Source organism: Cupriavidus sp. KB_39, from assembly GCF_052114485.1.
Taxonomy (GTDB): Bacteria; Pseudomonadota; Gammaproteobacteria; order Burkholderiales; family Burkholderiaceae; genus Cupriavidus.
The window spans coordinates 1-26,062 of record NZ_JBFREV010000021.1 but is presented as its reverse complement, the minus strand read 5'-3'; the positions used below and the strand labels follow the sequence as shown (position 1 = coordinate 26,062).

General features: G+C 67.6%; 31 protein-coding genes. 22 read left to right on the top strand and 9 right to left on the bottom strand.

The annotated features are described in order from the left end of the window. Positions 1-3 precede the first annotated feature (3 nt). Positions 4-1,788, bottom strand: a complete 1,785-nt coding sequence (gene gcl / locus AB4Z27_RS16910; RefSeq protein ID WP_092300216.1) for a glyoxylate carboligase — start codon at positions 1,786-1,788, stop codon at positions 4-6. A gap of 295 nt (positions 1,789-2,083) precedes the next feature. Between gcl and AB4Z27_RS16905 the strand changes: the two genes are divergently transcribed. Together AB4Z27_RS16905 and AB4Z27_RS16900 are read left to right on the top strand one after the other, a co-directional pair. Next, a complete protein-coding gene (locus AB4Z27_RS16905) occupies positions 2,084-2,764 on the top strand; it encodes a hypothetical protein (protein WP_441644862.1) in 681 nt (226 codons plus the stop codon). A 63-nt stretch (positions 2,765-2,827) separates the two neighbouring features. After that, positions 2,828-3,745: a LysR family transcriptional regulator gene (locus tag AB4Z27_RS16900; RefSeq protein WP_092300210.1), complete on the top strand. Its 918-nt coding sequence runs from the start codon at positions 2,828-2,830 to the stop codon at positions 3,743-3,745. Positions 3,746-3,928: 183 nt separating this feature from the next. Here AB4Z27_RS16900 and AB4Z27_RS16895 read toward each other — a convergent pair whose 3' ends face one another. Together AB4Z27_RS16895 and AB4Z27_RS16890 are read right to left on the bottom strand one after the other, a co-directional pair. Beyond that, on the bottom strand, positions 3,929-4,621 hold the full coding sequence (locus AB4Z27_RS16895; protein ID WP_092300207.1) for a GntR family transcriptional regulator: 693 nt from the start codon (positions 4,619-4,621) through the stop codon (positions 3,929-3,931). Positions 4,622-4,683: 62 nt separating this feature from the next. Continuing rightward, complete coding sequence (locus tag AB4Z27_RS16890) at positions 4,684-6,105, bottom strand: C4-dicarboxylate transporter DctA (RefSeq protein ID WP_441644861.1); 1,422 nt, start codon at positions 6,103-6,105, stop codon at positions 4,684-4,686. A gap of 290 nt (positions 6,106-6,395) precedes the next feature. Here AB4Z27_RS16890 and AB4Z27_RS16885 point away from each other — a divergent pair, with 290 nt between their 5' ends. Together AB4Z27_RS16885 and AB4Z27_RS16880 are read left to right on the top strand one after the other, a co-directional pair. Continuing rightward, positions 6,396-7,664: an allantoate amidohydrolase gene (locus tag AB4Z27_RS16885; protein ID WP_092300202.1), complete on the top strand. Its 1,269-nt coding sequence runs from the start codon at positions 6,396-6,398 to the stop codon at positions 7,662-7,664. A gap of 84 nt (positions 7,665-7,748) precedes the next feature. Then, positions 7,749-8,999 (top strand): M20/M25/M40 family metallo-hydrolase, encoded by a 1,251-nt coding sequence (locus tag AB4Z27_RS16880; RefSeq protein WP_441644882.1) that lies wholly within the window; start codon positions 7,749-7,751, stop codon positions 8,997-8,999. Positions 9,000-9,088: 89 nt separating this feature from the next. Here AB4Z27_RS16880 and AB4Z27_RS16875 read toward each other — a convergent pair whose 3' ends face one another. Further along, complete coding sequence (locus tag AB4Z27_RS16875) at positions 9,089-9,595, bottom strand: MarR family winged helix-turn-helix transcriptional regulator (RefSeq protein ID WP_441644860.1); 507 nt, start codon at positions 9,593-9,595, stop codon at positions 9,089-9,091. Between the two features lie 90 nt (positions 9,596-9,685). On the opposite strand from AB4Z27_RS16875, the gene AB4Z27_RS16870 reads away from it, so the two are divergent. The 3 genes from AB4Z27_RS16870 to AB4Z27_RS16860 are packed head-to-tail and all read left to right on the top strand — an operon-like array spanning position 9,686 to position 11,244. Further along, positions 9,686-10,150, top strand: coding sequence for a carboxymuconolactone decarboxylase family protein (locus AB4Z27_RS16870; RefSeq protein WP_092300416.1), 465 nt, complete (start codon positions 9,686-9,688; stop codon positions 10,148-10,150). Further along, complete coding sequence (locus AB4Z27_RS16865; protein WP_092300193.1) at positions 10,147-10,602, top strand: GNAT family N-acetyltransferase; 456 nt, start codon at positions 10,147-10,149, stop codon at positions 10,600-10,602. The genes AB4Z27_RS16870 and AB4Z27_RS16865 overlap by 4 nt, the downstream gene beginning before the upstream one ends. Positions 10,603-10,605: 3 nt before the next feature. After that, a complete protein-coding gene (locus AB4Z27_RS16860) occupies positions 10,606-11,244 on the top strand; it encodes an FMN-dependent NADH-azoreductase (protein WP_092300190.1) in 639 nt (212 codons plus the stop codon). Here AB4Z27_RS16860 and AB4Z27_RS16855 read toward each other — a convergent pair whose 3' ends face one another. Further along, positions 11,245-11,802 carry a GNAT family N-acetyltransferase gene (locus tag AB4Z27_RS16855; RefSeq protein ID WP_441644859.1) on the bottom strand — a complete coding sequence of 186 codons (558 nt, stop codon included), beginning with the start codon at positions 11,800-11,802 and terminating at the stop codon, positions 11,245-11,247. It lies immediately after the preceding gene. A gap of 123 nt (positions 11,803-11,925) precedes the next feature. On the opposite strand from AB4Z27_RS16855, the gene arsC reads away from it, so the two are divergent. Continuing rightward, entirely contained in the window at positions 11,926-12,285 is a 360-nt protein-coding gene (gene arsC / locus AB4Z27_RS16850; RefSeq protein ID WP_441644858.1) for an arsenate reductase (glutaredoxin), read from the top strand. Between the two features lie 97 nt (positions 12,286-12,382). Here the strand turns inward: arsC and AB4Z27_RS16845 are convergent, their stop codons facing one another. The 3 genes from AB4Z27_RS16845 to AB4Z27_RS16835 form a co-directional block, all read right to left on the bottom strand. After that, positions 12,383-12,610, bottom strand: a complete 228-nt coding sequence (locus tag AB4Z27_RS16845; RefSeq protein WP_092300182.1) for a hypothetical protein — start codon at positions 12,608-12,610, stop codon at positions 12,383-12,385. Between the two features lie 105 nt (positions 12,611-12,715). Continuing rightward, the gene (locus AB4Z27_RS16840) at positions 12,716-13,387 is read right to left on the bottom strand and encodes an exonuclease (RefSeq protein ID WP_441593533.1); all 672 of its coding nucleotides are present in this window, start codon (positions 13,385-13,387) and stop codon (positions 12,716-12,718) included. 10 nt (positions 13,388-13,397) lie between these two features. After that, a complete protein-coding gene (locus AB4Z27_RS16835; RefSeq protein ID WP_441644857.1) occupies positions 13,398-14,048 on the bottom strand; it encodes an MBL fold metallo-hydrolase in 651 nt (216 codons plus the stop codon). A 408-nt stretch (positions 14,049-14,456) separates the two neighbouring features. Between AB4Z27_RS16835 and AB4Z27_RS16830 the strand changes: the two genes are divergently transcribed. Further along, positions 14,457-15,122, top strand: a complete 666-nt coding sequence (locus AB4Z27_RS16830; RefSeq protein WP_092300413.1) for a septal ring lytic transglycosylase RlpA family protein — start codon at positions 14,457-14,459, stop codon at positions 15,120-15,122. 77 nt (positions 15,123-15,199) lie between these two features. Here AB4Z27_RS16830 and rsmI read toward each other — a convergent pair whose 3' ends face one another. Next, entirely contained in the window at positions 15,200-16,135 is a 936-nt protein-coding gene (gene rsmI / locus AB4Z27_RS16825; protein WP_092300173.1) for a 16S rRNA (cytidine(1402)-2'-O)-methyltransferase, read from the bottom strand. A 15-nt stretch (positions 16,136-16,150) separates the two neighbouring features. Here rsmI and AB4Z27_RS16820 point away from each other — a divergent pair, with 15 nt between their 5' ends. The 13 genes from AB4Z27_RS16820 to soxB form a co-directional block, all read left to right on the top strand. Next, positions 16,151-16,552, top strand: coding sequence for a YraN family protein (locus AB4Z27_RS16820; RefSeq protein WP_092300170.1), 402 nt, complete (start codon positions 16,151-16,153; stop codon positions 16,550-16,552). 30 nt (positions 16,553-16,582) lie between these two features. Then, entirely contained in the window at positions 16,583-17,170 is a 588-nt protein-coding gene (locus AB4Z27_RS16815) for a phosphoheptose isomerase (RefSeq protein ID WP_092300167.1), read from the top strand. A gap of 186 nt (positions 17,171-17,356) precedes the next feature. Further along, positions 17,357-18,172 (top strand): BON domain-containing protein, encoded by an 816-nt coding sequence (locus AB4Z27_RS16810; RefSeq protein ID WP_255370963.1) that lies wholly within the window; start codon positions 17,357-17,359, stop codon positions 18,170-18,172. Positions 18,173-18,193: 21 nt separating this feature from the next. Then, positions 18,194-18,598, top strand: coding sequence for a c-type cytochrome (locus tag AB4Z27_RS16805; protein ID WP_255370962.1), 405 nt, complete (start codon positions 18,194-18,196; stop codon positions 18,596-18,598). 10 nt (positions 18,599-18,608) lie between these two features. Continuing rightward, on the top strand, positions 18,609-19,901 hold the full coding sequence (locus AB4Z27_RS16800) for an FCSD flavin-binding domain-containing protein (protein ID WP_441644856.1): 1,293 nt from the start codon (positions 18,609-18,611) through the stop codon (positions 19,899-19,901). A gap of 50 nt (positions 19,902-19,951) precedes the next feature. Continuing rightward, entirely contained in the window at positions 19,952-20,845 is an 894-nt protein-coding gene (locus tag AB4Z27_RS16795; protein ID WP_092300155.1) for an EamA family transporter, read from the top strand. A 226-nt stretch (positions 20,846-21,071) separates the two neighbouring features. Next, positions 21,072-21,398, top strand: coding sequence for a c-type cytochrome (locus AB4Z27_RS16790; RefSeq protein WP_092300152.1), 327 nt, complete (start codon positions 21,072-21,074; stop codon positions 21,396-21,398). Positions 21,399-21,518: 120 nt separating this feature from the next. Beyond that, positions 21,519-21,974, top strand: a complete 456-nt coding sequence (gene soxY / locus AB4Z27_RS16785) for a thiosulfate oxidation carrier protein SoxY (RefSeq protein WP_092300149.1) — start codon at positions 21,519-21,521, stop codon at positions 21,972-21,974. A gap of 74 nt (positions 21,975-22,048) precedes the next feature. Beyond that, positions 22,049-22,360, top strand: a complete 312-nt coding sequence (soxZ, locus tag AB4Z27_RS16780) for a thiosulfate oxidation carrier complex protein SoxZ (protein ID WP_092300146.1) — start codon at positions 22,049-22,051, stop codon at positions 22,358-22,360. 22 nt (positions 22,361-22,382) lie between these two features. Beyond that, positions 22,383-22,856 (top strand): DsrE family protein, encoded by a 474-nt coding sequence (locus AB4Z27_RS16775; protein ID WP_092300143.1) that lies wholly within the window; start codon positions 22,383-22,385, stop codon positions 22,854-22,856. A 135-nt stretch (positions 22,857-22,991) separates the two neighbouring features. After that, positions 22,992-23,831 carry a sulfur oxidation c-type cytochrome SoxA gene (gene soxA / locus AB4Z27_RS16770; protein ID WP_092300140.1) on the top strand — a complete coding sequence of 280 codons (840 nt, stop codon included), beginning with the start codon at positions 22,992-22,994 and terminating at the stop codon, positions 23,829-23,831. 17 nt (positions 23,832-23,848) lie between these two features. After that, entirely contained in the window at positions 23,849-24,544 is a 696-nt protein-coding gene (gene soxX, locus AB4Z27_RS16765; RefSeq protein WP_092300137.1) for a sulfur oxidation c-type cytochrome SoxX, read from the top strand. Positions 24,545-24,563: 19 nt separating this feature from the next. After that, positions 24,564-26,062, top strand: a 1,499-nt coding sequence (gene soxB / locus AB4Z27_RS16760; RefSeq protein ID WP_441644855.1) for a thiosulfohydrolase SoxB, incomplete at its 3' end; no start/stop codon positions are given.

Here is a 26,062-nt window from a genome sequence, read left to right as displayed (position 1 = left end):
CGGTCAGGCRGTGGCCACTTCTTCGGACAGGATGGCCTCGTCGGCGTCCTCGATGTCCTCGATCGGCTCGAACTCGTTGATGTTGTCGATCTCGGTACCCATCGCGATATTGGTCACGCGCTCCAGGATCACTTCCACCACCACCGGCACCGAGAACTCGGCCATCAGGTCACGCGCCTCGGCGAAGGCCGGCGCGATGTCCTCGGGCTTGTGCACGCGGATCGCCTTGCAGCCGAGCCCTTCCACCACCTTGACGTGATCCACGCCATAGCCGTCCAGCTCCGGCGCGTTCACGTTGTCGAACGCCAGCTGCACGCAGTAATCCATCTCGAAGTTGCGCTGCGCCTGACGGATCAGGCCGAGGTAGGAGTTGTTCACCACGAGGTGGATGTACGGCACCTTGAACTGCGCGGCGACGGCCAGTTCCTCGATCATGAACTGGAAGTCGTAGTCGCCCGAGATGGCCACCACGTCCGATTCCGGCGAGGCSGTCTTCACGCCGATGGCGGCGGGGATCGTCCAGCCGAGCGGGCCGGCCTGACCGCAGTTGATCCAGTGGCGCGGCTGGTTCACCGACAGGAACTGCGCAGCGGCGATCTGCGACAGGCCGATAGTGCTGACGTAGCGCACGTCGCGCGGGAAGTACTGGTTCATCTCGCGGTACACGCGYTGCGGCTTGATGGGCACGTTGTCGAAGTCGCTCTTGCGCTTCATGGTGCGGCGGCGCTTCTGCACATCGGCCACCCAGGCCTTGCGGCACGGCAGGCGGCCGGCCATCTTCATCTCGCGCGCCACTTCCACGAACAGCTCCAGCGCGGCCTTGGCGTCCGAGACGATGCCGAGGTCCGGGCCGAACACGCGGCCGATCTGCGTCGGTTCGATATCGACGTGAACGAATTTCCGACCCTTCGTATAGACATCGACGCTCCCCGTGTGGCGGTTGGCCCAGCGGTTGCCGATGCCCATCACGAAGTCGGACGCCAGCAGCGTGGCATTGCCGTAGCGGTGCGAGGTCTGCAGGCCGACCATGCCGGCCTGGAGCGGATGGTCGTCGGCGAGCACGCCCCAGCCCATCAGCGTCGGCACCACCGGCACGTTGACCAGTTCGGCGAACTGCACCATCAGGTCGGCCGCATCGGCGTTGATCACGCCGCCGCCGCAGACGATCAGCGGGCGCTCGGCCGCGTTGAGCATGGCGATGGCCTTTTCGATCTGCGCGCGCGAGGCGGCCGGCTTGTACGGCTGGAGCGGCTGGTAGGTCTCCGGGTCGAATTCGATCTCGGCCACTTGCACGTCGAACGGCAGGTCGATCAGCACCGGACCCGGGCGGCCCGAGCGCATCAGGTGGAACGCCTGCTGGAASACCTGCGGCACCAGCGCCGGCTCGCGCACGGTCACGGCCCACTTGGTCACCGGCTTGGCGATCGATTCGATATCGACGGCCTGGAAATCYTCCTTGTACAGCCGGGCGCGCGGCGCCTGGCCGGTCACGCAGAGGATGGGGATGGAATCCGCCCAGGCCGAGTACAGGCCCGTGATCATGTCCGTGCCGGCGGGGCCCGAGGTGCCCACGCACAGGCCGATATTGCCCGGCTCGGCACGCGTATAGCCTTCGGCCATATGCGAGGCGCCTTCCACGTGGCGGGCCAGCAGGTGCTTGATCGAACCGGCCTTGCGCATGGCCGAGTAGAACGGGTTGATCGCGGCGCCGGGCACGCCGAACGCGGTGGTGATGCCTTCCTTCTCCAGCACGGCGATGGCCGCGTCAACTGCTCTCATCTTCGGCATGTCTGTCTCCAGGGATCGAATTGAAATGGGTGAAATGTCCGCTGGCGTCGATCCTATGCCCGCAGCGGGGCGCGGATAAACAGAAGGGCGATCAGTTGATTCGATACCTGGGGTATGCAATGACCTCGCCGGCGCCGCTATGAAGTGACGAATTCAATACGTTGCAGTGCGGAATCCGCGTCCCCCACAAGCGTGGGGGTTGGGTCGATTTGGGGTGGATTGGGTGCAATTCGGGCTTTCGGTAGCAGGCCGCCCCAGCCAAAATAGCGGGCTCTGTTCTCGCCATCGCCTTGCCATGTACACGCGGCTGCCGTCCACCTATGAATTGATCGAAGCGCTCCAGGCCGGACCCRCCGAGCGCGCGCCGGACAGCCGGCTCGCGGGCGTGCTCTGGGCCGGCTTCGTGCTCGCGCTGGTGCCGGCGCTGGTGGCCGGGGGCGGGCTGGTCTGGTGGCACGAGATCCTCGGCCAGGCGCCGCCCGTGTGGCTGCCGCAGGTGTTCCACGGGCTGCTGGCGGTGTGCGGCGTGTTCTACGTGGGCGCGTGGCTGGTGCGCCTGCTGGTGCGGCGCGATGCGCTGCGGCATCCGCTGCGCTGGCTGTCGCGCCGGGTGGATGTGGAGAGCGATGCCGAGGACGCGCTGGTGCTTCGGCTCGGGCGGGTTCCCGCGCTCCAGTTGCGCGCGCGCCAGCGGCGCATCGTGCTGCAGGCGCGGCTCTGGGAAGGCGCCGCCCGCACGGTAGCGCTGGTGCTGGCGCTCGGCCCAGCGGCGGCCGTGCTGGCCGATGGGCTGGTCGTGGCGGCGCCCGACAAGGGGCCCGCGCTGGTGGCCGTGTACGGCGCCGTGCTGGTGGCCGGCGCGGCGTTCGCCCTGTTCGCCCAGTTGCAGTGCTGCGCGCCGCTGCGGCGGCTGGCCCACGTGCTGGGCGAGGCCGCCGAGATCAGCGACGCGCTGTTGCGCAGCCGCCCCAGCTGACCCGCCGGGGCTGCGAATGCCTCACAATGTGCCAGCAGGAGACAACCGGCTTGACTGGCCCATATGGATAAACTCAAACAAATCGAAGCCTTCATCGCCGTGGTGGAACATGGCAGCATGGCCGCCGCCGCGCTCACGCAGAACGTGACGCCGGTGATGATCGGCCGCCGCATCAACGCGCTCGAGGCGCGCATCGGCGTGAAGCTGCTGCACCGCTCCACACGCCGCATCGTCGTGACGGAGCAGGGCGCGGCGTTCATGGAGCAGTGCAAGAAGGCGCTGTCCGACCTGGACCGCGCCGAGATGCTGATTGCCGAAGGCAAGCACAAGGCCACCGGCCACCTGATCGTGTCCGCCCCGGCCGCGTTCGGCCGCAAGCATGTGGCGCCGCACGCGCCGGCGTTTCTGCGTGCCAATCCCGAAGTGCAGATCTCGTTCAACCTGACGGACCGCGTGGTGGAYCTCGTGCGCGAGGGCTACGACGTCGGCATCCGCATCGGCGGCGCCATCGACCCGAATTTCGTGGCGATCAAGCTCGCGACGAACAAGCGSGTGGTCTGCGGCACGCCGGCCTACTTCGCCAAGCATGGGGTGCCGCACACGCTCGAGGATCTGGAGCGGCATAACTGCCTGGCCTTCAACCTGCAAGGCGGGCAGCAGCGCGGCTGGTATTTCCAGCAGAACGGCAAGACGGTGACGGTGCGCGCGCGTGGCAACCTCGATTGCAACGACGGGGAATTGCTGCACCGCTGGACCGGCGAGAGTCTGGGACTGGGCTGGCGCTCCACCTGGGAGATCCTGCCGCAGCTGGAGAGCGGCGAGTTGATCACGGTGCTCGACGAATACGCGCTGCCGGACTACGACATCCTCGCGGTRTACCCGCAGCAGCGGCCGGTGCCGGCCAAGATCCGCTTCTTCATCGAACACCTGAAGACRGCGTTCGCAAAGCCCGGCTACTGGACCGGGCGCGCCGAAGCGTAAAWCGGGGCCGTAAACGAAAAAGCCCGCAGCCGTTGCGGTCTGCGGGCAGCCCTTCTTGCGAAGGGCGGGGAGAGCTCATGAAGTGCGCCCCCGCAACTTCATGGCGAGAGGAATGATGCGCCTCCCGCCGCGTTTTGGACTTGATCGCCGTCAAGCGCCAGGCATTCCCTGACGATGCAGCGATCAGGCCAGCAACGCCGTCACCAGATCCTTGCCGCGCGATGCGCCCGGCACCTCCTCAAAGTGCAACGCCGCCTCCACATGCGCGAGGTGATCGACCATCAGCGTGACTGCCCGCTCCGCATCGCCCGCGCGCGCGGCGTCGATGAACTCGCGATGCTCGTCGGAGGAACAYGTGGCATCGCGCCGGCTYTGGTACAGCATGGTGATGACCGCGCTGCGCATGGACAGCTCGCGCATGATCTCGGTCAGCACGTTGTTGCCRACCACCTCCGCCAGCACGATGTGGAAGTCGCCCAGCAGCCGGGTGCGCACCTGCGCGTCGTTGCCGCCCAGGGACTTGCGCTCGGCGGCCAGATGCTTGTCGATGCGCTTGTAGTCCGCCGCCGTGGCCTTGGCCACGAACTCGCGCGCCAGCGCGGCCTCCAGGATGCGCCGCACCGCGAAGACTTCACGCGCCTCCTCGGCACTCGGCTTGGCRACGAAGGCGCCCTTGTCCGGCACGATCTGGATGACCTTGTCCTTGGACAGCATCAGCAGCGCGGCCCGCACCTTGGTGCGGCTGACGCGATAGACGCTGGCCAGCGCCTCCTCCCGCAGCTTGGTGCCGGGGGGCAGGCGGTGCGAGACGATGGCGGCGACGATGTCGTCGGCAATCGCCTCGGCGGTCATGTCTGGATCGATGTGCTCGGGCATGGTGTCGCGCCTCTCGCCTCTGGGGGCGGACCGGCGCGGTGCGGGATTGGGAATGCGTGATTCTAGCGCCCCGCGACCGTGCCAGGCAGCGGCGCACCCACGGGGACTTTCCCGGTGTCCGCGCCGAGGCCGTCGCCCAGCGCCTCCAGGCCCGCGTCGAGATCACCCGCCGGAATCGTGCCGTTGAGCACCGCGTGGGCACGCTCCCGGTCGATATCCTTCTCCCAGGCCGCCACCACCACCGTCGCCACGCAGTTGCCGATCAGGTTGCCCACGGCGCGCGCGATGCCGATGAACCAGTCGACGGACAGCACCAGCACCAGGCCGATGGCGGGAATCGCCGGATGGGCCGACAGCGTCGCCGCCAGGATCACGATGGCCGAGCCCGGAATGCCGTGCGCGCCCTTCGAGGTGACCAGCGCCACGGCCAGRATGCCGAGCAGGTCGCCCAGCGCAAGCGGCGTATTCGTGGCTTGGGCGATGAAGACCGCCGCGAGCGTCAGGTAGATCGAGAACGCATCGAGGTTGAACGAGTAGCCGGTAGGAATCACCAGCCCGACCACCGACTTGCGCACGCCCATGAATTCGAGCTTCTTCATGACCTGCGGGAGCACGCTGTCCGAGGACGCCGTACCCAGCACCACCAGCAGTTCAGCCTTCAGATAGCGGATCAGCTTGATTACCGAGAACCCGCAGATCCGCATGATGGTGCCGAGCACCACGAGCACGAAGATCGCCACCGCGCCGTAGAACAGGATCACCAGGAAGCCGAGCTGCTTGAGCGAGCCGATGCCGTACTTGCCCACCGTGAACGCCACCGCGCCGAGCACGCCCAGCGGGGCCAGCTTGATGATGAAGCCCATCATCTTGAACAGCGTGTGGGAAAAGGTGTCGATCAGGCGCACCAGCGGCTTGCCCGACTCGCCCACCAGCGACAGCGCGCAGCCGAACAGCACGGAGACCAGCAGCACCTGGAGCACGTCGCCGTTGGTGAAGGCGCCCATCACCGTGTTCGGGATCAGCTTGAGCAGGAAATCGACCGTGCCGGCGCTTTTCACCTTCTCGGCGTTGTCGATATAGGCGGCCATGGCCGAGATATCGAGCGTGCGCGGGTTCACGTTCATGCCCGTGCCGGGTTGGAACACGTAGGCCAGCACGATGCCCAGCGCCAGCGCGATGGTCGTGACGATCTCGAAGTAGATCACCGCCTTGATGCCGACCCGGCCCACCTTCTTCAGCTCGCCGGCGCCRCAGATACCGGCCACGACCACGCAGAACACGATGGGGCCGATCAGCATCTTGATCAGCTTGATGAAGGCATCGCCAAGGGGCTTGAGCTTGGCGGCGAACTCGGGAAAGCAGAGCCCGAGCAGGGTGCCGAGCACCAGGGCGATCAATACYTGGCCGAATAGCGAGCGAGTCAAGCGGCTAAAACTGCGGGCATGCAGGCGAGGGGGGCGCTGCGCGGGAAGGGATTGCTGCATCGTTGTCTCCGTGCCGGGCGGGTCCGGAATGGCCTGCCCTGATCTGGGTTTGGGAACGCCACGCCACCCTCGGCCGGGCTCGACAGGATTGTCGATAAACGATTGTCCGGGCGGGATTGTCGGTGCGTGCAGGCCAATATAGTGCATATCATTTTTGTATGCAATTTTTGAATTCACTGTGCTAACATGAATCGCAGAGAATAGAGCTTCGGCACCGGGCGCCCGCCCGGACTGGCGCCCCCGCCAGGACCCTCAGCGCCGGGCTACATGTAGATCGCAGGAGACCCGCTATGGCAGTAACCCCGGCAGCAACCCCGACGACTTTGGCCCCGGAGGCCGGCGCCCGCATCATGGCCTGGGCCGACGCCCTGGCCGTCCACACCGAGCAGCCCGGGCTGCTGACCCGCACCTACCTGACCGACGCCCACCACGGCGCCGCCGCACAACTAGCCGAATGGATGCGCGAAGCCGGCATGACCGTGCGCCGCGACGCCGCCGGCAACGTCATCGGCCGCTACGAAGGCACCTCGCCCGACGCTCCCGCGCTGCTCACCGGCTCCCACTTCGACACTGTGCGCGATGCTGGCCGCTATGACGGCAACCTCGGCGTGATCCTGCCGATTGCCTGCGTGGCCGAGTGGCACCGCCAGGGCAAGCGCTTCCCGTTCGCCATCGAGGTGGTCGGCTTTGCCGAGGAGGAGGGCGTGCGCTTCAAGGCGACGCTGCTGGGCAGCCGTGCGATTGCCGGCACCTTCGACACCAATGTGCTCGACAACGTCGATGACTCCGGCAAGACCATGCGCGAGGTAATGCGCGCGGCCGGCTTCGACGCTGCCGAGCTACCCGCCGCCGCCCATGACCGCCAGCGCGTGCTGGGCTTCGTCGAGGTGCATATCGAGCAGGGCCCGGTGCTGCTGAACGAGGGCCTGGCCGTGGGCGTGGTCACCGCCATCTCGGGCGCCACGCGCTTTATCGTCGAACTGGAAGGGCTGGCCGGCCACGCCGGCACCGTGCCGATGGACATGCGCCGCGACGCCGCGATGGCCGGCGCGGAGATCGGCCTCTATATAGAGAAGCGTTGCAGCGGCAAGCCGGGCCTGGTCGGCACCGTCGGCCAGTTCAACGTGCCCAATGGGGCGACCAACGTGGTGCCGGGCCGCGCCGTGTTCTCCATCGACATCCGCGCCGGGCAGGACGCCGAGCGCGAGGCCGCCGTCAACGATGTGCTGGCCGAGATCGAACGCATCGGCGCGCGCCGCAACGTGCGCGTGCAGGTACGCAAGACCCACGAAGCCAAGAGCGTGCCGTGCGCGCCGTGGCTGCAATCGCAATGGGCCGCCGCCGTCGAGCGCCAGGGCGTGCCGGTGCGGCACCTGCCCTCGGGCGCCGGCCACGACGCCATGGCGATTTCCGCGATTGCCGATGTGGCGATGCTGTTCGTGCGCTGCGGCAACGGCGGCATCAGCCATCACCCCACCGAGACCATGACCCCCGAAGACGCGCAGACCGCCGCGCGGGTGTTCGCCGATTTTGTCGAGCACTTCCAGCGGCAGCAGTAAGCCCCGGCGGTACCACGCAGCGCGCCCAAGCCATTTATCGAACAAATCCGAATCCAGAGCCAGAACATGACCGCACGAGACAACATGAACCCCATCGAGACCACGCTCACGCAGACCATCGACGCGCTGCGTCCGCAGCAGGAGGCCTTCCTGGCCGAGCTGGTCAAGGTGCCGTCCGACAACCCGCCCGGCGACTGCGACGCCCACGGCAAGCGCGCCAGGACGCTGCTCGAAGGGCTGGGTTTCCAGGTGGAAGCGCACAAGGTGCCCGAGGACAAGGTCCGCGCGGCGGGCATGATCAGCGCCACCAACCTGCTGGTGCGCAAGACCTTCGGCAAGGGCGGCCCGACCATCGCCATGAACGCCCACGGCGATGTGGTGCCCCCGGGCCTGGGCTGGACCAAGGACCCGTACGGCGGCGAGATTGCCGACAGCGAGCACGGCCCGGTGATGTATGGCCGTGGCGTGGCGGTGTCCAAGTCGGACTTCGCCACCTACGCCTATGCGGTGCTGGCGCTTCAGGAAGCCGAGAAGCAGGGCGCCAAGCTCAACGGCACGGTGGAACTCCAGTTCACGTACGACGAGGAAACCGGCGGCGACATCGGCCCGAAGTTCCTGCTCGAAGAAGGGCTGACCAAGCCTGACTACGCGATTTCGGCCGGCTTCTCGTACGGCATCACCTCGGCCCACAACGGCTGCCTGCACGTGGAAGTGACCGTCAAGGGCAAGCAGGGCCACGCGGCCATGCCGCACACCGGGGTGGACGCCATCGAGGCCGCCACCCACATCCTGCAGGCGATCTACGGCCTGCGCRCGGAGCTGGCCACGCGCAAGAGCAAGGTGCCGGGCATCGACACGGCCACGCTGAACGTCGGCCTGATCAAGGGCGGCATCAACACCAACGTGGTGCCGGACCTGGTCACCTTCCGCGTGGACCGCCGCATGATTCCGGAAGAGATCGGCTTCGATGCCGAAGGCGAACTGCGCGCCGTGGTGGAGCGTGCCGCCAAGGACCGCCCGGGTATCGAGGTCAAGGTGGAACGCATCATCCTGGCCGAGCCGCTGTCCGAGCTGCCCGGCGTGGAGAAGCTGATCGGCGCGCTCAAGAGCCGTGCCGAGGCCGTGTTCGGCGTGGAGATCCCGGTGCAGGGCGTGCCGCTCTACACCGACGCCCGCCACTACACCAGCCACGGCATTCCCACGGTGCTGTACGGCGCCGGCCCGCGAACGCTGATGGAGGCGCGCGGCCACAACTCGGACGAGAACCTGCGCCTGAACGACCTGAACCGCGCGACCAAGGTGGTGGCGCTGGCGCTCTCGGACCTGATGGCCTGATTCCGATGGCCTGAGCGCCTGTAAAGAACCCTTTGTTGTGACTTGCGGCCCGCGCGACTTCCGTCTCGCGGGCTTTTTTCATGGCCCGGCTAGGCGGTCAGGCCCTCTTCGGGCGATGCCAGGCTGACCAGCCAGCGCCGCACCACCTGTTCTTCCTCGTACGTCAGCCCAGCGCGCAGATCCTCGTCGACCTTTGTCGCACGCGCCTTGCAGCCCGCCAGCAAGGTGCGGCCGGCCTCGGTCAGGGCGATGGTCTGGATGCGCCCGTGCACCGGATGCGGCGTGCGGGCGATGGCGCCCACCTTTTCCAGGTTGTTCATGATCACGCTCACGGTCTGCGGCGTCAGCAGCGCCAGCCGCGCCACGTCCGCGCCCGAGATGCCCGGGTAGGCGCCTAGCATCGTCAGCACGAAGAACTGCGGCACGGTCACGCCGAGGTCGTCGAGCGCGCGTTCCATGCGCAGCCGGTTGGCGGCGCTGGCCTGCCGCAGCAGGTAGGCCAGATAGCCGCTCTCGCCGCGCTTGCCTTCGCCGGGCGCCGGAAGGCGTGACGCCTCCGCCGCTGATGCCCCTACCTGCGCTGTGGTCTTAGCCATAATGTCAAAGCTCTTATATCATGTTCGAACTCTTACATCTTACCTCAACCGACCGACCGGGCCAACCGGACCAAGGAGCACGACATGACGATGGATTTCCAACAATTTACGGCGACAGCCCCCGATGTCTACGCCGCACTGGGCGGCGTGGGACGCGCGGTGGACGCGTCCGGCCTGGACAAGGCGCTGACCGAACTGGTGAAGCTGCGGGTCTCCCAGCTCAACGGCTGCGCGTTCTGCCTGCAATTCCATCTGAACATCGCGCGCAAGCTCGACATCGACCCGCGCAAGTTCGATCTGCTGGCCGGATGGCGCGACGCCGGCATCTACACCGTGCGCGAGCAGGCGGCCCTGGCCTTGGCCGAAGCGCTCGTCCGCATGACCGACCACGCCGCGCTGGACGCCGCGCAGGCGCAGGTCAAGGCGGTCTTCACGAAGGAGGAACGCGTGTTCCTGGCCACCGCCATTGCCGCCATCAACGCGTGGAACCGCATCGCCGTGGGGCTGCACTTCCCGCCGCCGGCCGCCACGCCCGCCACCGGGAGCCGCGCATGAGCACCGTCGTCAAAGAAATCGACCTGATTCAGATTCGTCGCATCGACACCGGCGGCGAAGTGGCGGCCTGTTTCCCGCTGATGCACCAGCTCCGGCCGCATCTGGCCGATGCCGATGAACTCGTGGCGCGCTGGCGGCGGCAGGCCGACGTGGGCTACCGCCTGGTCGGCCTGTGGGATGACGGCCAGCTCGTGGCGCTGGCCGGGTACCGGATGCAGGAGAATCTCGTCTACGGCGATTTCCTGTATGTGGACGACCTGGTTACSGACGCCAACATACGCAGCGCCGGGTACGGCCGGATGCTGATGGACTGGCTCAAGGAAGAGTCCCGCGCGCTCAATGCCCGCCTGCTGGTGCTGGATACGCCACTCACCAACGTGCTGGGCCATCGTTTCTATTACCGTAACGGTCTGCTGGCCCAGACGCTGCGCTTCAAATATCAATTGGACTGAGACATGACGACATTGCTCCACCTGAACGTCAGCCCCCGGGGCGAGACGTCGCACAGCCGCCGCGCGGCCGACTGGATTCGCCAGAAGCTGGCCGCGCAACACGCGCCGCTGACCGTGCTCGAACGGGACCTCGCCGCCGACCCGCTGCCACCCATCGGCGCGGCGTTCACGGAAGCCAACATGGCCGGCGCGGCCGGGCTGCTGAAGGAAGGGGAGGTGCCGCCGGCGCTCGCGCTGTCCGAGACGCTGATCGCGGAACTCGAGGCGGCCGACATGGTGCTGCTGGCCACGCCGATGCACAACTTCACGGTGCCGGCCACGCTGAAGACCTGGATCGACCTCGTCGTGCGGCCCGAGCGCACCTTCCGCAGCTCGCGGCAGGGCAAGATCGGACTGCTGCGCGACCGGCCCGTGCTGGCCGTGGTGGCCTGCGGCGGCCCGGTCCGCGAGGGCCCCGGCAGCCAGCAGGACTTCCTGACGCCTTACCTGAAGTACGTGCTCGGCACGATCGGCCTCACCAGTGTGGAAGTGCTGCGCATGGACAACACCGCCCGAGGTCCGGAGTACATCGCCCACGGGCTGGAGCACCTGCAGACCTGGGCCGATGCCACGCTGCCGGGGTTGGCGGTGGCTGCCGCCTGATCAGCCGGGCACCGAGGCGTCGCCCACCCCCAGCGGGCGCTGCATCAGCACCGTGTCGATCCACTGGCCGTGCTTGAGTCCGACCGATTCGAGCCGGCCCACCGTCCGGAAGCCCAGCCGCTCGTGCACGGCCACGGACCCGGCACCCTCGCCGCTGGCGGTGATGGCCACCACAGCCACCATCTGGCGCCACGGCCCGGCCTCGCAGCGGGCAATCAGTTCGGCCAGCAGCGCGCGGCCCAGGCCCTCGCCGGTATGGCGATGACCGATATAGATCGAATCCTCGATAGCGAAGCGGTAGGCGCTGCGCGCGCGGTAGGACGACGCGTAGGCGTAGCCCAGCACCTCGCCATCCCGCTCGGCGACGATGTACGGCAGGTGCTTCTTGAGTASCTCGCCATACCGCAGGCGCATGTCGTCCACGGACGGGATCACTTCCTCGAACGAGGCGCGCCCGTGCTCGACATGATGGGCGTAGATGGCATGGATGGCCGGCACGTCGTCGGGCGTGGCATCGCGGAGGTGGAAGGGCTTGCGGGGGGCGGATGATTCGGACACGGTGTTTCGGAGGCAGTCAGACCAGTCAGGGAAATCTTGTGCGAAGCACATTCCGTACCTTACCGCGTCGCGCGCGCAGGCGCTTGTATATAGTGCGGTGATATTTATCCGGAGAACGCCACCATGATCACGATCTACCACAACCCCCGTTGCTCGAAGTCGCGCGAGACGCTCGCGCTGGTCGAGTCGGCGGCGSMGCGTCTGGGCGAGCCGGTTGAGGTGGTGGAGTACCTGAAGCAGCCGCCCACGCTGGCCACGCTGCGCCAGCTCCATACGATGCTGGGCCTGCCGGTGCGCGAGATGCTGCGCAGCAACGAGGATGTCTACAAGGAGCTCGATCTGGCCGACCCCGGCCTGACCGACGGSGAACTGCTGGCCGCCGTAGCCGACAACCCGATCCTGCTGCAACGCCCGGTGGTGGTCCGCAACCGCCAGGCCGCCATCGGCCGCCCGCCCGAAGCCGTGTCGGCCCTGCTGGACTGACCGGCTGCACCAATTCGGGGCCCGAAATAGAACCGGCCTCCCGCAAGGGGAGGCCGGCCGGTCAGACAGGCGATTCGCGTCAGGCGAGTCGTCGTAATCAAACACCCAGCCAGTGCAGGGCCTCCTGACCGAAAGCGATGGCGGCGAGCACCACCAGCAGCGTCACCAGCGTGACCGTGCTGACATAGACCGTAGCCTTGGCGATTTCCGCATCCTCGCTCGGAGAATGCATCCGGGTGATGGCGGAAGTGCGCGCGTGGGTGCGGTGTGGCCAGTGCAGTCTGCCGCTCAGGTCCTTGAAATGGAGATCGGGATGGAATCGCATGGCACACCTCCTCGGGCGTCGGTAGCCGCTTCAACAGCCACTTCTACTATAGGCAAACGCCACGGGAAACGCGCCGTTTCCTGCGACCGCCGGGGCGTACCCAGTTCAGCGTTCGACGGTTGGATGTGAGCTATCGCTATCGTTGGAATCCGCGCCAGCAGCAGAATTTGCCGAAGCGACCGTCGCCAGCGTCGCTTCCCGCGCGCGCAGCTCGGCCAGCATGTTGCAGAACAGGGCGCCCTGCTCGAGGGCGTCGTCCAGGGCGATGTGGGTGTGTGGCAATGGGTCGTGCCAGTGGGCCGGGAAGGCCGGCTTGACCGACTTCCGGTACGGCCGCCCGGTCAGCGCGAAGCCGAGCGTCTTGATGTCCAGCGCCGCCCAGCCGAAGGGCGAGCGGCCGGCGTACCGCATCATGTACCAGAACACCCAGGTGAAATCGAAACCGGCCGGAAAGGCGATGAACACCGGCTTGCCCGGCAGGCTTTCCACCCATTCCACGTAGCGCGGCATCACATCCTCGGGGCGTTCGAGGTCGCGCCGGCACGCCGCCCAGGCCTCAGGCTGGGTCTTCCACCACTGCATCTGCACCGGATGGCCGGCGGCGCCGGGCAGGGTTTCGAGGTTGGCGGAGAAGGTGCCGAGCACGGTCTTGTCGGCCAGCATCGCCGCCGAGGCGAACGAGAGCATCGAATGCGGGCCCGGGATCGGGCCGTCGGCCTCCACGTCGGTGCTGACGTAGATCTCGGGACGGGTATCGGGTGCCTGCTTCTTCGCCATCGGGATGATTTCAGGCCGCGTCGATCAGGTGATCGGCCACGTAGGGGTTGTTGCGGCGTTCCTCGCCGAAGGTAGACACCGGGCCGTGCCCGGGCACGAAGGTCACGTCCCCGCCCAGCGGCCACAGCCGCGTGCGGATCGAGCGGATCAGGTCGGCGTGGTTGCCGCGCGGGAAATCGGTCCGGCCGATTGAGCCCGCGAACAGCACATCGCCGACGATCGCCAACTGGTTGGCGCGCGAGAAGAACACCACGTGGCCCGGTGTGTGGCCGGGGCAGTGGTAGACCTCGAGCGTCTCGCCGCCGAACGTCACGGTGTCGCCGTTGTCCAGCCAGCGATCCGGCTCGAACGCCTCCGCATGGCCGAAGCCGAAGCGGCGCGTCTGGTCGGGCAGTTGATCGATCCAGAACCGCTCGKCCTCGTGCGGCCCCTCGATCGGGATGTCGAGCTGGCGCGAAAGCGCCGCYGCGCCGGCGCAATGGTCGACGTGACCGTGCGTCAGGAAGATCTTTTCCAGCGTCACGCCTTGCTCCGTGACGGCGGCCAGGATGCGGTCGAGGTCGCCGCCGGGGTCGCACACGGCGGCACGGCCGGTGGTCTCGTCGATCCACAGCGAGCAGTTTTGTTGGAACGGGGTGACGGGAATCAGGAGGACTTTCATGGGTCGATGCGGGCGCTTTGTCGTGTGCGCCACGGCACGGTCTGGCCGAGGCGGTCATTGTAACGTCGCCCCATGGCCCCCCGTCTCAAACGGGTGTCAGACGGGTTGAGACGATTCTGAAAGTGAATTTCAAGACACTCATAAATGCGCTTGTCATATTCGGCGCAATCCCTTGTCAGGCTTTGCATTGCGGGGATTCGTGCCGATCTTCAAAGCCACTTGATTAAATTTCGTAACAAAATCAAGGATGTAGCGCTCGGACACCGATGTTAGACTGCGCCCATGTTCAATTTGCCCGTATCTCGTCCGGGGTTTGGCCTCGCACGCGCGACGCAACGCGCGACCCCCGCCAAACCGGAAACTAACCGCTTGYTGCGTCGCTGCGCGATCCTCGTATCGGCGYTGGTGATGGCCGCCTGCGCGACGCCGCCGGAGAGCGACTCCCAACAAAACGCCGACGCCAATGGCGCGGTGCCCACGCGCGCCGCCAAGGCGAAGCTCGACAAGTCCGGCGCTCGCCCCGATGAGCGCGGCAACTGGGATTTGTTTGGCTGGGGCAAGGATGACAACGCGCCGTCGCAATCGTCGCTGGACGGCCTGCGCCCGGATCTGGGCACTTTCGAGCAGCGCGGTACGGCGTCCTGGTACGGCAAGGGCTTCCATGGCCGCAAGACCGCCAATGGCGAACGCTTCGACATGCGCGCGATGACTGCCGCGCACCCGTCGCTCCCGCTCGATAGCTGGGTACTGGTGCGCAATCTGCGCAACGACAAGGTGGCAGTGGTGCGGATCAATGACCGCGGCCCTTACCACGGCGGGCGGGTGCTCGATCTGTCCTATGCGGCGGCCAAGCGGCTGAGTTTCGTCGAACGTGGCGCCACGCAGGTGGAAATCCGCCGGCTGTCGCGCACGGAAGTCGCGGCGCTGGGTCCGCAGCTTGAGGCGGGCGGCAACGAAGCCGGTGACGGCAGCGGCGCCGACGACCTGCCCGAGACCGCCAACACGCTGGTCCCGGCCAAGTCCAAGGCCAAAGCGCGGATGGTCAAGACGACCACCAAGCGCAAGCCCCGGTAGGCACCCYGATGCGGCCTGGCGTGATCGACTCCCGTTCCACCGCCAGCCCGCTCCCCCCTCTCCCTTTCAGACTTTTCTCATTCCTCGCTGTCGCTGTCGTCACCCGCGTCAGTCTCGGCGGCGCGTTGCGCCAGCGCCAGCCGGTAGAGCGCATCGGTCTTCGCACCGGTGATCGCCGCCGCCAGCTTGGCGGCGCGCTTGGCCGGCAGCTCGGCCACCAGCAACTTCAGCACGCGCTGGGCCTCGGCATCGGGCGCATCGGCATCGGCATCTTCGGCGCGCCCCGCGCCTTCCACCACCAGCACGAACTCCCCCTTGCCGCGCGATGCCTCGGCGGCCAGCCACGCCGGCGCCTCGGCCACGGTCAGCACCGGCGTCTCCTCGAACAGCTTGGTCAGCTCGCGGCCCACCAGCAGCCGGCGCGTGCCGGGCAGGGCGGCGGCCAGTGCCGCCAGCGTGTCGGCGATGCGGTGCGGCGCCTCGTAGACCACCCAGGCGTGGTCCAGGGCGGCCAGTTGCGCWATGGCGTCAGCGCGGGCCTTGGGTTTGCCGGGCAGGAAGCCGATGAACGTGAAGCGGCCTTCGCCGGCTTCGAGCATGTCGCCGGCCACGGACAGCGCGGTCACGGCGGCGCTCGGCCCCGGCAGCGGCACCACGCGCAGGCCGGCCGCCCGCACCGCTTCCACCAGCCGGGCGCCAGGGTCGGAGATGCCGGGCGTGCCCGCATCGGACACATAGGCAATGCGCTCCCCGGCGGCCAGCCGGGCGACGATCTTCACCGCCGCYTCGCGCTCGTTGTGCTCGTGCACGGCCACCAGCGGCCGCTGCAGGCCCACGCGCGAGAGCAGTTGGCCGGTGTTGCGGGTGTCTTCGCAGGCGATGGCGTCGGCCAGCCCGAGCACATGCAGCGCRCGCAGGGACAGGTCGGCCACGTTGCCGATGGGCGTGGCCACCACGTACAGCGTGCCGGGCGGGTAGGTCTGGCCGGCGGCCAGCGAGGTCCAGTCACTCATGCTTGAGAACTTCCGTTGATTCGCTCATTCAAAACCACCACGACCGCGCGCGGCGCGGCGGCCGAGGATCGCGCGCTGGCCTATCTGCTCAGGCAGGGGCTGGCGCTGGTGGTGCGCAATTATCGCTGCAAAGGCGGCGAGATCGACCTCGTGATGCGCGCCGCCGATGGCACGCTGGCGTTCGTCGAGGTCAGGCAGCGCAGCGGKCGTGCCTTCGGCGGTGCGGCGGCCAGCGTCACGCCGGCCAAGCAGCGCCGCGTGCTGCGGGCGGCCGAACACTACCTTGGCACGCTGGACCACACGCCGCCGTGCCGCTTCGACGTGGTGGCGCTGGAGCCGGGGCACCTGGCCTGGCTGCCGAACGCATTCGATCAAAACACCGGGAGTGACGATGGCGCGTCTTGGGCTGCGTCATAATGCGCGGGATTGGGCAGAAGTCAAAGAGCCATGAGTATTGAAAGTATCGAACAGCATTTCCTGGACAGCGCGGACACCAAGCGGCAGGCCGCCACGCTGATGGCGCCGCATATCGACGCGGCGGTGGAGCGCATGGTGGCCGCGCTGACCAGTGGGAACAAGATCCTCGTCTGCGGCAATGGCGGGTCGGCCGCCGACGCCCAGCACTTCGCCGCCGAACTGATCGGCCGCTTCGAGCGGGAGCGGCCCGGGCTGGCGGCGATTGCCCTGACCACGGACAGCTCCATCCTGACCGCCATCGGCAACGACTACGATTTCACGGTGGTGTTCTCCAAGCAGGTGGAGGCGCTGGGCCAGCCCGGCGATATCCTGCTGGCGCTCTCCACCTCCGGCAATTCGGCGAATGTGATCGCGGCCATCCAGGCGGCGCGCCAGCGCGACATGAGCGTGGTGGCGCTGACCGGCAAGGGCGGCGGCAAGATCGCCACGCTGCTGGACGAGTTCGACATCCACCTGTGCGTGCCGAGCGACCGCACCCCGCGCATCCAGGAAGTGCACCTGCTGACGCTGCATTGCCTTTGCGACGGGATCGACGAGGCGCTGCTGGGCGAGGCATAGGGCCTGGCGGATAGGGAGCGGGGAGGTTATCCCGCGTTATCCACAGGATTTGCCCAAGATATTCACAGGAATTGCGGCGTCATCCACAGAGTCATCCACAGCGCCGCGCCGGTTTCGTCATATTTCCGCATCATTCCGTATCCAGCCAAGGACCGCATGACTAACGTAACGACCGCAACCACCGCAATGACCCAGAAGACCACTCCGGCGCGCGTGGCGCGCACGGCCATCACCGTGGCCGCACTGCTGGTGTCGGCCACGCAACTCGCCGGCTGCTTCCCGGTGCTGGCCGGCGCGGTCGGCACGGGCGTGGTCATGGCCACGGACCGCCGTCCCACCGGCACCCAGGCCATCGACCGTGGCCTGCAGCTCGAGATCGACAACACGCTGGACGCCAAGTACAGCGGCCAGGCCCGCGTGGACGCCGCCGTGTTCAACCGCAAGGTGCTGCTGGTGGGCGAGGCCAACAACGCCAATACCAAGCAGCAGGTGGAGCAGTACGTGAAGAGCCTGCCGAATGCGCGCGAGGTGATCAACGAACTCGAAGTGGCTTCCACGCCGGGCTTCATGGCTCGTAGCAACGACGCCTACCTGACCAGCAAGGTCAAGACCTTCCTGGTGACGGCCGATGGCGTGCCGGCCAATTCGATCAAGGTGACCACCGACAAGAGCGTGGTCTACCTGATGGGCGTGGTCACTGCCGCCGAGGGTGACCGCGCCACCGACGTGGCCCGTAACGCCAGCGGCGTGCAGAAGGTGGTCAAGGCATTCGACTACGTCAGCGAGGCCGAGCGCGCCCGCCTGGACGCCACCGCCAGCTCGCAGAATCCGGATTCGGGCAGCCAGTCCGTGGGTACGCCGGCGCCGGTGCAGACCGTGCCCGGTACCGCGCCGAACGCGCCGGTGACCTCCGATGCGCCGGCTGGCACCGTTACGACGGCGCCGGTCGCGGCCCCTGTATCGTCCCCGACGGCGCTGCCGCCGGGCCGCAACCTGCCGTAGGTCTCCCCAAGGAGCTGAACCATGCGCCCCCTCCCTCGCCACAAGATGTCCACCGCACGGCTGGCCTTCTGGATTGGCGGATGGGTGGCGCTGGCGGCCATCGCCACGATTGGGGCGGCGTTCGCCCAGACCGGCACGTCCGGCCCGGCCAGCGAGGCGCGCACCACAGTGGAGGCGCAGTCGGCGCGCATGCAGCAGGCACGCAACCAGGCCGCCTCGTGCGCGGCCTGCCATGGTCCCGACGGTCGCGCGCCGGCCGATAGTCCCGTCCCGGGACTCGCCGGCCGGCCCCGCGCGGAACTCGTCGAACTGATGCTCAACTACAAGAACGGCAAGCTGCCGGGCACCGTGATGCCGCAGATCGCCAAGGGCTATAGCGATACGGAGATCCTCGGCATCGCGTCCTGGTTCGCCGATCAAAAATAAGAAGAACCTCATGCGCCGACGCGCCGCTTTGGGAATATTGGGATCGCTCGGCGGCGCCGCCGCGCTGGGCATGCTGACCCCGCGCCAGGCCCGCGCTGCCGCGCCGGCCCGGGTGGTGGTCATCGGCGGCGGCTTTGGCGGGGCAACGGCCGCGCGCTACCTGCGCCACTGGAGCCGGGGCGCCGTGGATGTGACGCTGGTCGAACCCGACGCGGCGTTCGTCTCCTGCCCACTCTCGAATCTCGTGGTCGGCGGCCAGCGCGGCATGGCYGACATCACACTCCCCTATGACGCGCTGGTACGCCGGCATGGCGTGCGACATGTGCGCGATACGGCGCTTGCGATCGACCCCGCTACGCGCACCGTGCGGCTGGCCGGCGGCGCCACGCTGCGCTACGACCGCCTCGTGCTGTCCCCSGGCGTGGAGATGCAGTCCRGYGCGATWCCCGGCCTGGCGCAGCCCGGCGGGGACCAGATCCTGCACGCCTGGAAGGCCGGCCCGCAGACCGACGCGCTGTTCCGCCAGTTGGCGGCGATGCGCGACGGCGGCACCTTCGCCATCACCATTCCACTCGCCCCGTACCGCTGCCCGCCCGGCCCGTACGAGCGCGCCTGCCTCGTGGCGGACTACCTGCGCGCGCACAAGCCGCGCAGCAAGGTGCTGATTTTCGACGCCAATCCGGACATCACCTCCAAGGGCGCGCTGTTCCGGCAGGTCTGGGAGACCCGCTACCGGGGCATGATCGACTAYCGCCCCCAGCACGAGACCGTGGACGTGGACCCCGCCACGCGCACCCTCAAGTTCGAGGTCCAGGACGACGAGCGCGCCGACGTGGTCAACCTGATCCCGCCGCAACGCGCCGGGGCCCTCGCGGTGTCCACCGGGCTCGCCACGGCCAATGGCCGCTGGTGCGAGGTCGATTTCCTGACCATGGCCTCGCGCGTGGCGCCCGAGATCCACGTACTGGGCGATGCCGTGCAAATCGCGCCGCTGATGCCGAAGTCCGGCACCATGGCCAACCAGCACGGCAAGGTGGCCGCCGCCGCCATCCTCCAGCTGCTGGCCGGGCAGGCGCCCGACCCGACCCCACTGTATACAAACACCTGCTACAGCTTCACGTCCGCCGACGAGGCCATCCACATCGCCAGCGTCCATCGCTACGACGCGGCCGAGCGGACGATGGTCACGGTGCCCGGCGCCGGCGGGTTATCCACAGCCCCGAATGCGCTCGAAGGGCGCTACGCATGGGCCTGGGCGCGCAGCATCTGGTCCGACATGCTGGGCGAGGTGCTGGTAGGCTAGCGGGTTCCGGTGTGTTGCGCCTCCGTGACACGCCGCCCCCGATACCGACCATGCAAGCCAAAGACCGCCTTCTAGCCCTCGCCATCATCGTGGTGTGGGGCGTCAACTTCGTCGTCATCAAGGTGGGCCTCGCCGGCGTGCCGCCGATGCTGCTGGGCACGCTGCGCTTCGCCCTGGTGGCATTCCCGGCCGTCTTTTTCATCCCGCGCCCGCGCATTCCGCTGCGCATGCTGCTGGCCTATGGCGGGTTTATCAGCCTCGGCCAGTTCGCCTTCCTGTTCTACGCGATGGCGGTGGGCATGCCGGCCGGGCTGGCGTCGCTGGTGTTGCAGTCTCAGGTGTTCTTCACCGTGGCGATTGCCGGGATGTGGCTGGGCGAGCCGGTGCGCTGGCACAACGTCGCCGGCATGGCGATYGCGGCTGGCGGGCTGGCGCTGATCGGCAGCGGCGCGGCGCACGGCCCGGGCGGCATGAGCGTGGCGGGCTTCGGGCTGACGCTGTGCGCAGCGTTCTGCTGGGCCTCGGGCAATATCGTCAGCAAGAAAATCGGCCCGGTGGACCTGCTCGGGCTGGTGGTCTGGGGCGGGTTGGTGCCGATCGTGCCGTTCGCGCTGCTCTCGTACTGGTTCGAAGGCCCGGCGCGGATCACGGTGGCGCTCGGCCAGATCCCGATGATGAGCGTGCTGGCGATCTGCTACCTGTCCTTCGCGGCCACGCTGTTCGGCTACACCATGTGGGGCCGGCTGCTCACGCGCTATCCGGCCAGCAAGGTGGCGCCGCTGACGCTGCTGGTGCCGGTGGTGGGGCTGATCTCGGCCCACGGGCTGCTGGGCGAGGACTTGTCGCTGGCGCAATGGCTCGGCGCGCTGGTGGTCATGGGCGGGCTGCTGCTCAACGTGTTCGGCGGGCGGCTCGGGGCAGGGCGGCGGCTGGCGCGGCGTTGATATCCGGGGGTTAACCCTTGATTCGACAGCGATTTCCCGTGGTTTTGTGAATACCCTTATCACTGCCGCATCCGTAGGCCGATGGATTATTGAGGCAAAATAGCGGACTGGCCGCACCTGCCCGCAGAGGCATCGCCCCAACGGCGGCCGAGCGTGCCGCGCCGCCCGACCGATGAAGCGCGGCCTTTGCCGTCCCCACGGCTCAATCCGTTTGGAGCAACACAAAATGAAGCAGTTTGTCATCGCCGCCGCGCTGTTCGCGGCCGCTGCCTCGGCGCACGCCGTGGACGCCGCCCGTGCGCAGGAGATTGCCAACAAGAACGCCTGCATGGGCTGCCATCAGGTGGACAAGAAGCTGGTGGGCCCGGCCTACAAGGAAGTGGCCGCCAAGTACAAGGGCGACAAGGGTGCCCTGGCCAAGTTGTCGGCCAAGGTGAAGAGCGGCGGTTCGGGCGTCTGGGGCCCGGTGCCGATGCCGGCGAATGCCGGTGTCAGCGACGCCGATATCAAGACGGTAGTGGAGTGGATCYTGGCCGGCTCACCGGCCAAGTAAGCCCCATCAGGTATCGCGGGCCGTCCGGCAGCGCCGGCGGCCCGCGCTGTTTCCGGCAGACCCGGAAGCGGCGGGCAGTATGAGTACCGGGGTCGGCAGCAAGCAAGTACGGGACAGAGCATGAATCAAAAACGACGACAAGTATTGCGGGTATCCGCGGTGCTCTCGCTGATGGCGGCCACGGGCCTGATCAGCGAGGCGCAGGCCGCGGAGTGGAACAAGACGGCTTTCGACGGCAAGAGCGTGGCCGATGTGATCAAGGCGCTGGGCGGCAGCGGCACCGAGAAGAGCGGCGCCATCACGTTCAATGCACCGGATATCGCCGAGAACGGCGCCGTGGTGCCCGTGGCCGTGACCAGCACGCTGCCGGACACCGAGCAGATCGCCATCCTGGTTGAGAAGAATCCGAATACGCTGGCGGCCGATTTCACCATCCCGGCCGGCACCGAGCCGTTCGTCTCCACGCGCGTGAAGATGGGCCAGACGTCCGTCGTGTACGCGGCGGTCAAGGCTGGCGGCAAGTGGTACGTGGCATCGAAGGAAATCAAGGTCACGCTGGGCGGCTGCGGCGGCTGACGCCTGCGCCCCATCGGACCGATTTCCGCGATTTATCCCAAGCCACCCCGAACCACCCCGAGCAGGAGAGCCAGATGGCAGACCCGATGCGCGTCCGCGCCACCGAGAACGGCGGCGTCGTAGACGTAAAGATTCTGATGAAGCACGACATGGAAACCGGCCAGCGCAAGGATGCGGCCGGCAAGACGATTCCGGCCTGGCACATCCAGACCGTGATCGCCACGTACAAGGGGCGCGAGGTGTTCAACGCCCAGTTCGGCCCGGCCGTGTCGAAGGACCCGTTCCTGAACTTCAAGTTCAAGGGCGGCGCCAAGGGTGACAAGGTCACCGTGACCTGGGTCGACAACCGGGGCGACAAGCGCACCGACGAGGCCACCATCGCCTGATCGGGCGAAGCGAGGAAGCAGCATGCGGCGAGCATTCATTCGGGCCACGGCGGCGTTGGCTGCCATCGGCCTTTCGGCCAGGGCGGCGGCACAGCAGGCCCCGGCCCCGGCAGGCACGGCAGCCAAGAGCGCCAAGGGCGGACGGGTCAAGGTGGTGTACCAGTTGTCCGAGGGCATCGACCAGGCCGTGCGCGCCATGGCCAACCTGCGCAATCACCTGAACGCGGCGCCGGACACCAAGATCGTGGTGGTGGCGTTCGGCTACGGCGTGGACTTCCTCGTGGAAGGCGCCAAGGATTCGCGCGGCAACACGTTCGAGGCCGCCGTGGGCGCGCTGGGATCGTCGGGCGTGGAGTTCCGCGTCTGCCGCAACACCCTGACTGCGCGCAAGATTTCCGAGCAAAGCCTGCTGATGGACGCCAAGATCGTGCAGGCCGGCGTGGTGGAAATCGCCCGCCTGCAGTTCGACGAAGGCTACGCGTACCTGAAGCCCTGATCGTTTTGCCTGACATCCGGCCAGGAGCCAAAGTAGCCGGATGCCATTCGGACAGTGCAATAGAACAGTGATGCACCGCCCAGCCTCTTGATGAAGGGCTGACGCCGGCGGCGCCATCGCGAGGAGAAGCCCCCAATGCGCAATACCCGTCGCCGCCTGCGCGGCACCGTGGCGCTGGCCGCCATGGCCACCGCCGCCGCCTCGCTGGCCGGGCTGGCCCAACTGGCGCAAGCCCAGGGCAGCACCGCCGAGGAAATCGCCAAGTATCGCCAGATGCTGGCCGAAGGCAATCCCGCCGAACTCTGGGAAGCCGCCGGCGAGGAACTGTGGAAGAAGCCGGCCGGGCCGAAGAACGCCTCGCTCGAACAGTGCGACCTGGGCAAGGGCCCGGGCGTGACCAAGGGCGCCTACGCCGAGCTGCCGCGCTACTTCAAGGACGCCAACAAGGTGATGGACCTCGAGCARCGCCTGGCCTGGTGCCGGGTGACGCTGCAGGGCCTGACCCAGGAAGAGGCGACGAAGCAGCCGTTCTCGGCATCGGGCAAGTCGTCCGACATCGAGCGGCTGGCGTCTTACCTGACCGGCGAGTCGCGCGGCGTGAAGATGAACGTGCAACTCACGCACCCCGAGGAAAAGCGCGTCTACGCGCTCGGCCAGAAGATGTTCTTCTACCGGGGCGGCGCCTACGACTTCGCTTGCGCCACCTGCCACGCCGTGGACGGCCAGCGCATCCGCCTCCAGGACCTGCCGAACCTGCTGGAGTCGAAGGGCGCCCAGGCCGCGTACACCACGTGGCCGGCGTACCGCGTCTCGCAGGGCGAGGTCCGCACCATGCAGCATCGGATCTACGACTGCCTGCGCCAGCAGCGCTTTCCCGAGCCCGCCTATGGCTCCGACGTGATCACCGCCCTGTCGATGTTCCTGGCGAAAAACGCCAACGGCGGCACGTACGACGGTCCCAACATGAAGCGCTGAGGCACGGAGAGCACACGATGACGCGATACCAATCGATGGCGCTGACCGCCGTCGCTACCCTGGCCCTGGCTGCCATGGCCACGTTCAGCCTGTCGGCCCTGGCCCAGGATGCCGCCAAGCCCGCCCGCGCCACCAAGTCGGCCAGCGCGGCCACCACCGCCAAGGTCACCGACGCCGACGTGCGCCAGATGATCGAAAGCTCCTTCACCTCGAAGGGCCCCGCCACGGTGGAGGGCGTGATCAACCAGGACGGCGCCCAGAAGGCCTGCAGCCAGTACCCGGACCGCACGCGCGTGCCGGCCACCATCGCCAAGAAGGTGGAAGCGGCCGAGCTGAAGCAGGTGAAGTATCCGGCCGACAGCAACTGGATCGGCGACTGGAAGGAGGGCGAGAAGATCGCCCAGAATGGCCGTGGCATGCAGTTCACCGACCCGGTGGGCGGCGTGAACGGCGGCAACTGCTACGCCTGCCACCARATGACCAAGGCCGAGATCTCATTCGGCAATATCGGCCCGTCGCTGTACCAGTACGGCAAGCTGCGCGGCAATTCGCCGGAGGTTGTGAAGTACACCTGGGGCAAGATCTGGGACTCCAACGCCTACAGCGCCTGCTCCAACATGCCGCGCTTTGGCCACAAGGGCATCCTGACCGAGCAACAGATCCGCGACGTGATGGCGCTGCTGCTGGACCCGGCATCGCCGGTCAACCAGTAAGGCCGGCGCGGCTCCGGGCATGAATCGACGCGAATTCCTGCAGGTGCTGGCCGTGGCCGGCGCGGGCGGCATGGCCTTGCCCGCCGGCGAGGCCCAGGCCGCCCGCGCCGCCCAGCAGTTCTACGACGTGCCGCGCCACGGCAACGTCCACCTGCTGCATTTCACCGATTGCCACGCCCAGTTGCGGCCCGTGCACTTCCGCGAGCCGAGCGTGAACCTCGGCGTGGGGCCGTGGGCGGGCAAGCCGCCGCATCTGGTGGGCGAGGCGTTCCTGCGCCAGTACGGCATCCGCCCGGGCACACCGGCCGCGCACGCGTTCACCTCGATCGATTTCACCGAGGCCGCGCGCCGCTACGGCAAGGTCGGCGGGTTTGCCCACCTCGCCACACTGGTCAAGCGCCTGCGCGCCAGCCGCCCCGGCGCGCTGCTGCTGGATGGCGGCGACACCTGGCAGGGCTCGGCCACCGCGCTGTGGACCCAGGGCCAGGACATGGTCGATGCCGCGCTGCAACTTGGCGTGGACGTGATGACGCCGCACTGGGAGATGACGCTCGGCGCGGAYCGCGTGAAGGAAATCGTCGGCAAGGATTTCAAGGACCGCGTGTCCTTCCTCGCGCAGAACGTGAAGACCAACGATTTCGGCGATCCGGTGTTCGATCCGTACGTGATCCGGCACATGAACGGCGTGCCGGTGGCCATCATCGGCCAGGCGTTCCCGTACACGCCCATCGCCAACCCGCGCTACCTCGTGCCCGACTGGACCTTCGGCATCCAGGAGGAAAGCCTGCAACAGGTGATTGACGACGTGCGCGGCAAGGGCGCCCAGGTGGTGGTGCTGCTGTCGCACAACGGCATGGATGTGGACCTGAAGCTGGCCTCGCGCGTGCGCGGACTGGACGCCATCCTGGGCGGCCACACCCACGACGGCGTGCCGGCGCCGGTGCCGGTGAAGAACCCGGGCGGGACCACGCTGGTCACCAACGCGGGCTCGAACGGCAAGTTCCTGGGGGTGCTGGATTTCGACGTACGGAAYGGCAAAGTCGTCGATTTCCGATACAAGCTGCTGCCGGTCTTCGCCAATTTCCTGCCCGCCGACCCGGACATGGACGCGCTGATCCGCAAGGTGCGCGCCCCCTACGAAGCCAAGCTCGGCGAGGTCCTGGCCGTGAACCGCGGCCTGCTATACCGGCGCGGCAACTTCAACGGCACCTTCGACCAACTGATCCTGGACGGCCTGATGGCGGTGCAGGACGCCGAAATCGCCTTCTCCCCGGGCTTCCGCTGGGGCACGACGCTGGTGCCGGGCGAGCCCATCACAATGGAAGCCCTGATGGACCAGACCGCCATCACCTACCCGTACACCACGGTGACGGCGATGACCGGMGAGACCATCAAGACCGTGCTCGAGGACGTGGCGGACAACTTGTTCAATCCGGACCCGTACTACCAACAGGGCGGCGACATGGTGCGCGTGGGCGGGCTGCAGTACACCATCGACCCGAACCAGCCCATGGGCCG